The organism is Synechococcus sp. BSA11S (genome assembly GCF_014224355.1).
GTDB lineage: Bacteria > Cyanobacteriota > Cyanobacteriia > PCC-6307 > Cyanobiaceae > Regnicoccus_A.
In genome coordinates, this window is record NZ_VNWP01000033.1 from 1 (window position 1) to 10667 (window position 10667).

General features: G+C 65.8%; 19 protein-coding genes. 9 read left to right on the forward strand and 10 right to left on the reverse strand.

Going from position 1 to position 10667, the window contains the following annotated elements; genetic code table 11:
- The first annotated feature begins 163 nt into the window (after positions 1 to 163).
- Positions 164 to 589 (forward strand): IS3 family transposase, encoded by a 426-nt coding sequence (locus FPZ61_RS16025; protein WP_370593483.1) that lies wholly within the window; start codon positions 164 to 166, stop codon positions 587 to 589.
- Positions 505 to 768: an integrase core domain-containing protein gene (locus tag FPZ61_RS14900; protein ID WP_370593484.1), complete on the forward strand. Its 264-nt coding sequence runs from the start codon at positions 505 to 507 to the stop codon at positions 766 to 768. Before FPZ61_RS16025 ends, FPZ61_RS14900 begins: the two co-directional genes overlap by 85 nt.
- On the opposite strand, the gene FPZ61_RS16030 is transcribed toward FPZ61_RS14900, so the two are convergent.
- Positions 699 to 941: a transposase gene (locus FPZ61_RS16030; protein ID WP_370593485.1), complete on the reverse strand. Its 243-nt coding sequence runs from the start codon at positions 939 to 941 to the stop codon at positions 699 to 701. The two genes, FPZ61_RS14900 and FPZ61_RS16030, sit on opposite strands and share 70 nt — an antisense overlap.
- A 27-nt stretch (positions 942 to 968) precedes the next feature.
- Entirely contained in the window at positions 969 to 1169 is a 201-nt protein-coding gene (locus FPZ61_RS14910) for a hypothetical protein (protein ID WP_185467338.1), read from the reverse strand.
- Here FPZ61_RS14910 and FPZ61_RS15370 point away from each other — a divergent pair.
- The 6 genes from FPZ61_RS15370 (at position 1168) to FPZ61_RS16035 (ending at position 3438) form a co-directional block, all read left to right on the forward strand.
- Positions 1168 to 1512 (forward strand): type II toxin-antitoxin system VapC family toxin, encoded by a 345-nt coding sequence (locus FPZ61_RS15370; RefSeq protein ID WP_221630214.1) that lies wholly within the window; start codon positions 1168 to 1170, stop codon positions 1510 to 1512. The two genes, FPZ61_RS14910 and FPZ61_RS15370, sit on opposite strands and share 2 nt — an antisense overlap.
- Before the next feature lie 67 nt (positions 1513 to 1579).
- Positions 1580 to 1840 (forward strand): type II toxin-antitoxin system Phd/YefM family antitoxin, encoded by a 261-nt coding sequence (locus FPZ61_RS14920; RefSeq protein ID WP_185467339.1) that lies wholly within the window; start codon positions 1580 to 1582, stop codon positions 1838 to 1840.
- Entirely contained in the window at positions 1841 to 2269 is a 429-nt protein-coding gene (locus FPZ61_RS14925) for a type II toxin-antitoxin system VapC family toxin (protein WP_185467340.1), read from the forward strand.
- Between the two features lie 100 nt (positions 2270 to 2369).
- Positions 2370 to 2606: an AbrB/MazE/SpoVT family DNA-binding domain-containing protein gene (locus tag FPZ61_RS14930; protein WP_185467341.1), complete on the forward strand. Its 237-nt coding sequence runs from the start codon at positions 2370 to 2372 to the stop codon at positions 2604 to 2606.
- Entirely contained in the window at positions 2606 to 3034 is a 429-nt protein-coding gene (locus tag FPZ61_RS14935) for a type II toxin-antitoxin system VapC family toxin (protein WP_185467342.1), read from the forward strand. Before FPZ61_RS14930 ends, FPZ61_RS14935 begins: the two co-directional genes overlap by 1 nt.
- A 263-nt stretch (positions 3035 to 3297) precedes the next feature.
- On the forward strand, positions 3298 to 3438 hold the full coding sequence (locus FPZ61_RS16035) for a ribbon-helix-helix protein, CopG family (protein WP_185467343.1): 141 nt from the start codon (positions 3298 to 3300) through the stop codon (positions 3436 to 3438).
- 5 nt (positions 3439 to 3443) lie between these two features.
- On the opposite strand, the gene FPZ61_RS14945 is transcribed toward FPZ61_RS16035, so the two are convergent.
- The 7 genes from FPZ61_RS14945 to FPZ61_RS14975 all read right to left on the reverse strand — a co-directional run bounded on the left by FPZ61_RS14945 (position 3444) and on the right by FPZ61_RS14975 (position 8496).
- Complete coding sequence (locus FPZ61_RS14945) at positions 3444 to 4412, reverse strand: glycosyltransferase family 4 protein (RefSeq protein WP_185467344.1); 969 nt, start codon at positions 4410 to 4412, stop codon at positions 3444 to 3446.
- The gene (locus FPZ61_RS14950; RefSeq protein WP_185467345.1) at positions 4412 to 5365 is read right to left on the reverse strand and encodes a hypothetical protein; all 954 of its coding nucleotides are present in this window, start codon (positions 5363 to 5365) and stop codon (positions 4412 to 4414) included. The genes FPZ61_RS14945 and FPZ61_RS14950 overlap by 1 nt, the downstream gene beginning before the upstream one ends.
- 28 nt (positions 5366 to 5393) lie before the next feature.
- Positions 5394 to 5561, reverse strand: a complete 168-nt coding sequence (locus tag FPZ61_RS14955) for a hypothetical protein (protein WP_185467351.1) — start codon at positions 5559 to 5561, stop codon at positions 5394 to 5396.
- Positions 5562 to 5622: 61 nt separating this feature from the next.
- A complete protein-coding gene (locus FPZ61_RS14960; protein WP_255441691.1) occupies positions 5623 to 6414 on the reverse strand; it encodes a glycosyltransferase in 792 nt (263 codons plus the stop codon).
- The gene (locus tag FPZ61_RS14965) at positions 6411 to 7007 is read right to left on the reverse strand and encodes a hypothetical protein (RefSeq protein WP_185467352.1); all 597 of its coding nucleotides are present in this window, start codon (positions 7005 to 7007) and stop codon (positions 6411 to 6413) included. Before FPZ61_RS14965 ends, FPZ61_RS14960 begins: the two co-directional genes overlap by 4 nt.
- Positions 7004 to 7552, reverse strand: coding sequence for a WcaF family extracellular polysaccharide biosynthesis acetyltransferase (locus FPZ61_RS14970; RefSeq protein WP_185467346.1), 549 nt, complete (start codon positions 7550 to 7552; stop codon positions 7004 to 7006). The genes FPZ61_RS14965 and FPZ61_RS14970 overlap by 4 nt, the downstream gene beginning before the upstream one ends.
- Complete coding sequence (locus FPZ61_RS14975; protein WP_185467347.1) at positions 7552 to 8496, reverse strand: glycosyltransferase; 945 nt, start codon at positions 8494 to 8496, stop codon at positions 7552 to 7554. Before FPZ61_RS14975 ends, FPZ61_RS14970 begins: the two co-directional genes overlap by 1 nt.
- Between FPZ61_RS14975 and FPZ61_RS15740 the strand changes: the two genes are divergently transcribed.
- Positions 8461 to 8583 (forward strand): hypothetical protein, encoded by a 123-nt coding sequence (locus FPZ61_RS15740; RefSeq protein ID WP_255441693.1) that lies wholly within the window; start codon positions 8461 to 8463, stop codon positions 8581 to 8583. The genes FPZ61_RS14975 and FPZ61_RS15740 overlap by 36 nt on opposite strands.
- Before the next feature lie 75 nt (positions 8584 to 8658).
- Here FPZ61_RS15740 and FPZ61_RS14980 read toward each other — a convergent pair whose 3' ends face one another.
- The gene (locus tag FPZ61_RS14980; protein ID WP_185467348.1) at positions 8659 to 10041 is read right to left on the reverse strand and encodes a hypothetical protein; all 1383 of its coding nucleotides are present in this window, start codon (positions 10039 to 10041) and stop codon (positions 8659 to 8661) included.
- Between the last annotated feature and the right edge of the window lie 626 nt (positions 10042 to 10667).

A 10667-nucleotide genomic window follows, 5' to 3' on the forward strand; every position in this document is an offset into this window, starting at 1 on the left:
GAGGTTTCGCCTGATCGATGAGCTTGCTGATCGACACTCGGTGGCCTGGCTGTGCCGGCAGCTGGGGGTGGCCCGCAGCGGGTTCTATGCCTGGCGGCAGCGGCAGGAGGCGCCGGGAAAGCGGGCGGCCGAGAACGCTCGGCTCACAGCTGAGATCGAGGCAGTGTTCCGGGAGCACCGTGGTTTCTACGGATCCCCGCGGATCCACCAGGAGCTGCGCGCTGCAGGGCATCCGATCGGACGCCACCGTGTCGCCCGGCTCATGCGCCGTGCTGATCTCAGGGCCAGGACGCGCAAGCCGTTCCGGCCCTGCTCCAAGGGCAGTGGCGGGGCTGCTGGGGTGGTGGAGAACCTGCTGCAGCAGGAGTTCGCGCCGCCGGCTCCAAACCGCTGCTGGGCCGGCGACATCACCTACTCTCAACCATGCAACAGGTGTTGCATTGATCGGTTGAATCTGCCCAGTACCGGGCCACCGACTACCGCGATCTGCTCAGAGAGCAGAAGATCGGCTGCAGCATGTCCGCCAAAGGATGCTGCTGGGACAACGCCGTGGTGGAGAGCTTCTTCTCCACCCTCAAGCTGGAGTTAGACCTCGATGACAATCGAGAGGAGCTGATCTCTCCCCAGCAACTCCAGCGTGATCTGGCCTTCTGGATCGAGGGTTACTACAACCGCGAACGGCGCCATTCAACGATCGGTTACCTCAGTCCGATCGACTGTGAGCAGAGGTTCATCGCGACCTCTACACTCACCCCTGTGAACCCCTGATCAGTGTCCACGGAATCGGGGGAACCCCAGTTGCGGCGTCGGAATTCACTGATCCGGCTGTGGTCCGGCTGCTGGTTGCTCGTCAACACCCGAAAGGCCAGATCCTCGTAGCACGCTCGCTCAATCTTGCGGGAGGGGACGATGCCCACGCAGTAGGCGTAGAGCAGCAGCATCGTCAACCGCTTCGCGGAAGACTTCGTCTACATCCTGGGGTCAAAGCCCTTCTCTCCACGTGGATCCTTGGCCTGAGCAGGGATCAGGACCTGTGAGAGATCTTGCTCATCCACCAGATCCAGCAGGAAATACACCTGGTGGTCATCCGAAAGCCAGTCACTGGGTGATGGCGGCAGCAGGGTGGTCTGTTCAGGCTGCCAGGGACGGAAGGACTTGGGCTTGTGCATGCCCCATTCTCTCGCCCAGATCCTTTGCAGTCACAAGGATCTGGGCAGATTCAGGGGCGTCTGTGGAAAGGCTGAGCGCGATCTACGCGCGACAGGCTCCCAGCCGCGCTCCGGGCTCAGTACCGACGCGATCCTGGCCCTGATTCCCCGAGAAGCCGCCTTTCTGGCGGCCCGCGCCCATGCTGCTTACAGCTCCAGAGGTGGCCCACGTCAAATGATCCTGCCGGATTTCCTGATCGGTGCCCATGCGGTGAACGAGCGCTTCGGGCTGCTCACCCGTGATGCCCACCGCTATCGGCAGACCTTTCCTGGGCTGCAGCTCATCACACCCGCCAGATCTTGAAGGCCTGAAGGGGCACCAGATCAGCTAGCCTGATCAGCTAGCCTGATCAGCTAGCCAGGAGAAGGTCATGACGCCGGACGTCTGGACTCTGCAAGACGCCAAGAACCGCTTCAGCGCCGTAGTGGAGGCCGCCATGGCCGGCCGACCCCAACTGGTGACACGGCGTGGCAAACCCGCCACGGTGGTATTGCGAGTTGAGGACTACGAACATCTGCGGCAACTCGAGCGCTTGAACCAGCCCAGCCTGGTGGAGCTCCTCCTGGAGCTGCCTCAGGACGACGGCAGCATCGAGCGCGCTGAACTGGAGCCCCGGCCCTGGGAGGAGTGAGTGTTCCTGCTCGATACGGTCGTGATCTCTGAACTGCGAAGGCGTGAGCGGGATCCAGGCGTGGTGGCCTGGCTCAGTGAGCAGAATTCCGATGATCTCTATCTGAGTGTGATCAGCCTGGGGGAGATCGAGCGGGGCATCACGATCAAGCAGAAGGATGATGCCGTGTTCGCCAGGCGTCTGCAGGGCTGGCTGGAGGGATTGCTGGTGTTGTACGGCCAGCGGATCCTTCCAGTGGATGGCTCCATCGCCCGACGCTGGGGCCAACTTTCAGCCCGTATCGGGCATCACGGCGCTGACCTGATGATCGCGGCCACGGCGCTGGAGCACAACTTGCAGGTGGTGACACGCAACGTTCGCCATTTCACCCCTACAGGGGTGGAGGTGCTGAATCCTTTCACCGGGCCGGGTAGCCCTCGTAAGGCGTGAGGTCAGCAAGGTCAGCCTCGATGCCGCAGTCGGCTATCACGGAGTGCGTGACACATTCGCCGCACAAGTAAGATTCTTACTGAGCCATGGGAGAGGTTGGGTGCGCAGCACCAGCAAGGGACAGGTCACGATCCCCCAGGCCATTCGTGAGCAGGCGGGCCTGCATCCAAGCTGTGAGGTGCAGTTTCGGCTGGTGGGTGATCAGGTGGTGCTCGAGAAGGTGGAAGACGAGGGGCCTCAGCGAGCCCAGGAGGCGATAACCAGGCTGCGGGCCCACCAGCCGCGCTCCGGGCTCAGTACCGACGCGATCCTGGCCCTGTGCCGAGGGGAAACCTGATGGCTGCCGCCAGCACGGCAGGGGTGATGGTGGATTCCTGTGTGCTGCTGGATGTGTTCACAGCCGATCCGCAATGGGAATCCTGGAGTGCTGAGCACCTGGCCCGCTGCCTGGCCGCTGGCCCCGTGGCGATCAATGCTGTGATCTATGGGGAGGTGGCCTTTGCCGATGAACGGATCGAGGTGGTGGATGAGGCGCTGCCACGTCACATCTACACCTTTCGGCCGATTCCCCGAGAAGCTGCCTTCCTGGCGGCCCGCGCCCATGCCGCTTACCGCTCCAGAGGTGGCACACGCCAAATGATCCTGCCGGATTTCCTGATCTGTGCCCATGCGGTGATCGAGCGCTTCGGGCTGCTCACGCGTGATGCCCACCGCTATCGGCAGGCCTTTCCTGGGCTGCAGCTGATCACCCCTGCCATATCTTGAAAGCCTGAAGGTGCACCAGACCAGCAATATTGATCGTCTAGCCAGAACAGGGTTCTGAGACCCGAACCCGAGCGCCTCCCCGCAACTTCAGTACTGATGCAGGAAGGATGGCCTGATCGGCTCGGTTGCCCGGGTAGAACTTGAGGGCATCACTCTGGTGGAGGAAGTCGGGTCGGCTTTCCTGATCTGACCCTGGCATGCCGTGATGACGTCAAAGGCCGCAATAAAATTCGCCATACAGAACTACTTGCGGAATGTGCTCCATGGGTGCCGACAGCCTGAGACTGCCTGAGGACCTTGAACGAATGCTCAGGCAGGACGCCAGCCTCAGCGGCCAACCCCGTTCGCAGCTGATCCGAGAGGCTCTGGAGCAGGCGTTGAGGGGCGTGATGGGGATGGTCTGAAGGATTCAGCCTTTCTGCCTTTCGGCCAACTGAACGGCCGTGGGAAACGGCACCGCCACCGAGCGCTCGAGCCCCACACCCCAGGCCAGCACCACCGCCGTGGCGGCCAACCCAGCCACAACGCCACCCACCAGAACAGCCGCTCCGATGAGCGTGGTGGCGGCCAGATAGATGAGGCACACGCGGCGGTGCGACCAGCCAGCCTGCTGCAAGCGTTGATAAAGGTGCAGACGATGGGCCCGGAACACCGGCTGGCCGGCCGCCAGGCGGCGCAGCACGCAGACGGCGGCATCGCCCAGAAGCGGCAAACCCACCAGCAGCAGCCCCAGCCCATCGGCGGCGGCGGGCGCCTGCAGCAGCACACCTGCAGCCACCGCGCCCAGGAAGGTGCTGCCCGCATCGCCCATGAACACCCGCGCTGGGCTCCAGTTCCAGACCAGGAACCCCAGCAGGCCCCCCACCAGGGGCCAGAGCCAGCTGGCCTGCAGCGTCAGGGCGGCTACGGCTAACAGCACCGCCGAGCAGCTGGCCACCAGCCCGTCGAGGCCGTCCATGAAGTTGAAGAAATTGATCACCGCCGTGATCGCCACCACCGCGATCAAGCCGCACGCCAGACCCGCCCACCCCGAGGGCAGGGTCAACACCGTCACCGCCAGCAGCGCGCCAGCGGTGGCCAGCTGCGCGCCGTAGCGCACGCGGGCTGGAAGGTTCAGGCGATCATCGAGCAGGCCCACTAGGGCCAGAGGTGCACAAAGCAGCGGAATCAGAGGAAGACCCCAGAGGCAGCCGACCAGAACGAAGGCCATCCCGCCGCCCCGCGGGATGGGCTGACGGTGGGCACTGCGGGCATTCGGAACATCCGGCAGGCGCTGGCGCAGGACCGGCAGCAGCACTCGGATCAGGCCGGCACTCAGCACGGCCGCCGCAGCCACAGCGGCCAGCGTGGCCAGGATCCCCGGACTTACGAGAGACATCAATCGCAGGGATGTGCCGGGACGAACGGGCGCCTGGAGCGATGGAGCCAGTCCGCCACGGGGGGGAAGCCGGCCAGGTCGGCACTCAGGCGTTGCACAGCCTCGAAGGTCTTCGGGGACAGCAGGAGCAGGGGTGCGGCCAGCGCCTGAAACAAGCGCGCCGGAATTGGCAGCAGCCGGCAGCGTGCCGCACGCGGGTCTCCCTGCTGCAACCGTTCCAGCATCTGCTGGTAACTCAGTTCCTCATCGCCGCCCAGGGTCAGGGCAGCGGACTCATCAGCCGACGCTTCGAGCCGCCAGGCCTGATCAAGGGCCACGGCGGCCAGATCCGCCGAGGCGATCGGCTGGCGCAGGCCGGTGTGTGCCGGCAGCGGCAGCACCGGCAGGCGCCGCAACCAGCGGCGCAGGGTCTCCACGTTGTGATCGGTGTGATGGGCCGTGCGGCCATGGATCAGGGTGGGAGCCAGGATGCGGGCGGGCACGTCCAGATCCGCGCAGGCCGTCAGCAGCTGCACCTGCGCAGACTTCAGGCGCCGCACCAGCTCCCGATCGAAACTGTTGGCGGCGAAGCGCTTGGTGATCACGCTGGAGGAACCACAGGCCACCACCCCGCGCAAATGGTCCAGGGCTTTGGGCTGCGTCGCCAACAGCGCCTCGAGAAACGGCGCCAGCAGCCAGAGGTGCGCAAAACAGATCCAGATCTGGGGGCCTTGGGGGAGGGCGGCGGCAGCAACCTGCAGGGCCCCATCTGACAGATCGCTCAGATCGCAGCGCCGCCAGCGCTCAGGCGCCACAGCCGGCGGCAGCCGCCGCCCCAGGCTCCGCCAGTCCGTGCCCTCAGGAAGCTGCTCGAGGAGGGCCTCACCACAGAGACTGTTGACCCCGAAGAGCACCAGGGTGGGCGGCTCGCTCACCACAGCCTGCGGCAGGAAAAAGCCGCCAGGGCAGGGCACGAATCCCTGAGCAGAAGCAGCAGCTCCATCAGGAAAGCCAGGAGGTCTCGATGGCCTGCAACTCCTGCTCAGGAAGCGGCTCCATCAACACCTCGGGCGTGGGCAGGTGCAACCGTCCGCGCAACACGCCGGGCTGCCGCCCGCTTTGGGCCGCATTGATCAGGCGGGAGCGATTGTTGGCCTCATGCTTAGTCATGATGTGCATCACTTGAGGCCCTCCACATAGGTCAAGTTAGTCCACAAATAGACCAGATGGTTCACTTGCCTTGGGTGCAGCGAAGCTCCAGCAGACTTAACCCCCGCTGCACGTAGCGCAGCAGAAAGGGCAGCGGCCAGCGCCAGCCGAACGCCCGGCGATAGGCCCAGCGCACTTCCGCAAGGCGGCGACGGTGGCGCAGGCCGCTGACCCCGCCGGCGGCCATCTGCACAAGCTCCAGGTCGAGGCGGGTGATGCAGAGTTCCTTGAAGCGCGAGAGCTGCAGGAAATAGTCGAGGTCGGCCGAGAGCTGGAAGCCGGGGGCGTAGCGGGCCAGGCGGGCGCGGGCGCCCGGGCCGATCAGCGTGGCCTGGTGGGGGGGCGTGGATCCCAGGGCCAGGGAGCGGCGGTAGCTGCCGAACCAACGAAAGGAGGTGGCACGGGCCAGGCGGGGCTGGCCCGCAGGATCGGCGGGCACCGACACGTACCGGCCCCGGCAGACGATCAGATCAGGTTGATCCGCGCCCCCGGCCTGAGCAACCCGCGCGAAGACATCAGGAGCGGCCGCCCAGTCGTCACTGCCCCAGAACAGCAGCCAATCGGTTGAACCGGCGGCGGCGAACCCCTGGTTCATCGCCCCGAAGATGCCCGGCTCAGTCGGGTCCTGGGGAATCCAGCTGAAGCGGGAATCAGCGGCGCAGAGCTGATCAAGCCAGGCGCGGTGCTGGGGCCCACTGGGCCCATCGATGAACAGCACGCGCCAGTGGCCGCTGGTCTGCCCCTGCAGCGACGTCACCAGGCGGGGGAGCAGCTGGAACGACTCGAGGGTGGGAACGATCAGCAGGATCCTCAAGGCGCTTGCCCCAGAAAAGGAGGATGGCCGTCCCAGCCGGTGGCGCGCCAGAGCTGGGCACGCAGGCGGTCGCGCTGGGTGCGCAGGGGATCCTCGGGGGCGGCCTGGGTCCTGGCCGGGCAGCCTGTCACAGCCAACCCCTCGGCCCCCAGCACGATGTGGGCGATGGCCAGGGCCCGGGGCAGGTGTTCCTCCCCCGTTACCAGGAGCACCGAACCGATGGCCGGGCCGCCGGCTGAGCGGCGCCAGCGGCGCAGGGCCTCGGCCAGGCAGGTGAGCTGGCCGAGGGTGTCGAGGCCGCAGGTGAGCGGCCTCACCCGCTCGCGCGTCGACGGGGGAAGACGGCGGGCCTGCAGCTGGGCCTGAACGGCCCGCTGCAGGCTGGGTCCGGCATGGGGCACCAGCCAGGCGGAGGGGATGCGGGGCCAGATCTCGAGCGCCGCTGCGGTGCGGCGTGGATCCTCGGCGAGCACCACCACGGCCAGGGCACCGGATGGTGCCCGCAACCGTGGTGCCAGCGCCGGCCAGCACCACCAGAGCAGCAGAGCTCCGGCGGCGACGCCCAGCAGTGGCCAGCGTGGCCCCCCCTTCACCGGCGGCCCACCAGCTGAGCGGGGTTGCCGGCCACAACGGTCCCGGGGGCCACGGTTCCCTTGGCGGCTGCCGCCAGCGCCACCACCGCCCCGGCGCCCACGTGGGTGCCGGGGGCCAGCACCGCCCGCGCAGCGATCCAGGCATCAGCGTCGATCCGGATCGGCTGCACCCGCAGGCTGAACTGCGGGGAGCGGAAGTCGTGGTTGCCGGTGCAGAGGTACACCCCCTGCGACAGGCAGACCCGATCACCCAGCTGCACCGGGGCGAGGTTGTCGATCCAGACGTCTTCCCCCAGCCAGCAGTGGTCGCCCAGCTGCAACCGCCAGGGAAACTTCACCCGCAGGTGCGGCTTGAGTCGCCCGCCGCTGCCCAGCCGGGCCCCGAACCAGCGCAACAGGGCCTTGCGCCAGGCCGTGCCGGGAACAAACGATCCCAGCAGCGGCTGACCCACCAGCAGCCAGAGGGCCTGTTGCCAGCGGGGCGCGCCGGGATGCCAGTCGGCCGGGAGGCGGTAGTGGGCCAGGTCCTGAAGCGGTGCCGTCATCAGGAGCGGGCTGGTCCCAGATCCACGAAGGGTGGCGGGGTGCCCCCACCCAGGATCCAGCTATAGAGCCGGAGGGTCTGTTCGGCCACCCGAGGCCAGCTGTAGTGCTCCGCCACCAACTGACGGCCTGCAGCGCCCATGGCACCACGCTCGGCGGGGCTGAGGGCGAAGAGCCTGCACAGGGCGGCGGCGAGGGCAGGCGCTTCGGATTCGGCCTTCAGGGCGGCGCCGGCGCTGAAGGCGCTGGGGAGGTTGCAGGCGGGGCTGAGCAGGCAGGGAAGACGGTGGGCCATGGCTTCCAGGGCCGCCATGGGCAGGCCCTCGGAGAATGAGGGCAGCACGAAGGCCGACGCGGAGGTGAAGCAGTCCTGCTTCACGGCTCCGAAGCAGGGGCCCAGCACCTCGACACCCGCCAGCTCGCCGCGTCGCTGCGCCGCAGCGACGCGCTCAGCGAGCCTGCCCTGGTCGCCATAGCCCACCAGCACCAGCCGCCAGCCGTGGCGGGCGGCATCAGAGTTCACCGCCTGCCAGGCCCGCAGCAAGGGGTCGAGACCCTTCTTCTCGTGGAAGCGTGAGAGAAAGAGCAGAACCCGCTCCTCACCCATGCTCCAGGGCGTCATGGTGGGCCTCGGGGGGGGGGCCTCGAGGACAGGCAGACTCACGGCATTGGGGATGATCGCTACCGGGGAGCGGATTCCCCGGGCTCGGATCGCCTCAAGCTCTGCGCCACTGAGGGCCTGCACCGCGCCGGCCCGCCGCAGGTTGCCCCGCTCGAACAGACGCCAGGCCAGGCGTTTGCGCCAGCGGCTCTGCTCCAGGGCCCAAGGATCGAGCATGCCTTGGGGGGCGATCACGGCAGGCAGCTGCGGCCACCGAGGCAGCAGGCGGTTGGGATGGCTCCAAAGGCCATGGACGTGCGCCAGATCGGGGGCAAACCGACGCAAGTCAACGGCCAGATCATCAGGCTCAGCCAGCCAGTGGATGACAGCCTGTTCAGCCGCGACAAGCGCACTGGCACGCCGCTGGGCTGAGCTCATTTCCTCGACAATGAGTGAAATACCCCCGTCGGCGGGTCCGCGAATCCGGCTCAGGTGGGCAATGCGCACTCAGGGGTGGCCTGGACTGGAGGGGGCCTGCGGGGGCTGCCCGGCTGCGGTTGAGGCGAACGTGACGGGGCGGGCCAGGCGTCCGTAGAACCAGAACAGTGGGGCCACCGAGAACACGAACAGCATCACCACCTGAGGGAGGTAGCCACGGCTGACCACCACATAGAGGTAGGTGGCGCTGAGCACATAAAGAACCTGGGCAAAGGGCTCCTGATAGCGCACCAGAAACCAGTTCCAGAGACAACGCAGCAACCAACCCAGCAACAGGCTCATGGCAATCAGGGAAGGCCAGCCTGCGATCAGGTAGTACTCGGCAAAATTGAGAATGGCTGATCCCGTGGCCAAGGCCTTGCTTCCATAGACCACTGCAGTGGCGTCCGTCAGATACTCCGCCTGCTGCTTGTCGGGATACAGTGCCCTGGGGATGGGAAAGAGCAGTGTGGCAATCATGGGCCTGGCACCCACAAAGGGATAGCGATCAGGGGTGACCTGCATCACACCGGCTGTGGTGAGAAACACACTGCTCTCCTGCAGGCCGGCTTCAACAACCTCCTCGGTGGTGATTCCCTCCAGCGCAGTGAGATCAAGCCCACTGCCATAGGAACGCGTGAGGCCAACCACTCCTGCCACGGCGATCAGGGCCGCTGCTCCGAACGCAACGATGGCCACCTTTGGACGACGCTGGCGAGTGATGTACCAGAGCAGGATGAAGGGAACAGCGAGCAGGACCAGCCGATAACGAAATCCAAGGGAGGTGTAGATCCCGGCGGCGGCCAGGGTCCAGAGCAGCAGCGCCGTGCTGTGGCGTCGCTGCAGGATCCAGCTCACCCAGATCAGGGCCGTACCTGGGATCAGGAAGTTCACCGCATAGGTGAAGTAGTTCGCGAAAGCGCCCACATCCACCCCTCCTTCTCCCAGGCCATCCTCGAGCAACTGGGCGGCGATCAGGGGGTTGAGCAGCGCAATCACGCGCACACCACTCACCAGGGCGAACATTCCCAGCCCCAGCCAGCAGAGGGCGGATCCGAGCCGGTAGGGCAGCTCTGGCTGGATGGTGGGGATCAGCCGGCGCCGAAACGACGGCGTGGGCAGTTCATAGAACCCGATCAGCACACTGAGGTAAAAAACAAAGGCACCACCCCAGGCCCAGACCATGGCGGAACGCAGGTTGATGCCCCGGTCAAACCAACCTCCCTGGCTCAGGCCAATGAGAGGCCCCAGCAGGCAGTAGTAGATCAGGATCACCGCCAGGATCAGGGTGGGGCGGAAGAGCGACACCCATTGGCGGCTTGTCCAGGCACGCCAGCCCTCCCAGGCCATCAGGCTGACCAGAGCACCCACCAGGAAACCCTCCAGGACCGTGAGCTGGGACGGATCGTTCATCGCTGGGGTTCGCGGCGGGAAGGGAGATCGGCCATCAGGGCAGCGCGGCGGCTGAAACGGGGATGAACGCTGGCCCATTCCAACGCCTGATGCAAGCCATCGGCAGAACGTGCCGGACTGAATGCGGAAAGCCGGTCACGGGCGGGTGATGTCATCGCCTGAACCCGAGGGAGGCTGAAGGCTCAGTGGCTGCCTCGCTGGACGGTGCAGAAGGGCGTCAAGGTAATGGATCGGGCCAGCCGAGCTGGCACCGCGTTTCACTTTCGCGAACCAACCTGGAGTATCGCGCAGTGATGCATCAGGGTTCTGGAGCCCCTTCTGGCAGAAAGTGGTGCAGATCCCACAAAGGAGAGCCCTTTCGCGCAAACACGCCATCAACCTCGTTAACAGAGCGTGTGCGGTTCGCCCTCAACAAACCAGCTATATCATAGAAATAAAAACCGCTCTGTGCCAAAAATTTACCATTTCATGCAATAGCAGGCCCTGGCTGTAGCTATTTAGGGCCTCCTGAGAAAGTGAAAACCAGCCTTCAGGCCAACAAAGTGGGGAAACCTGTCTCACCTCTGAGTGTTCCTCAGGCTGCAGCTGGTTGATTGCTCGGGAGACGCTCCTCGGCTCTTCGGATG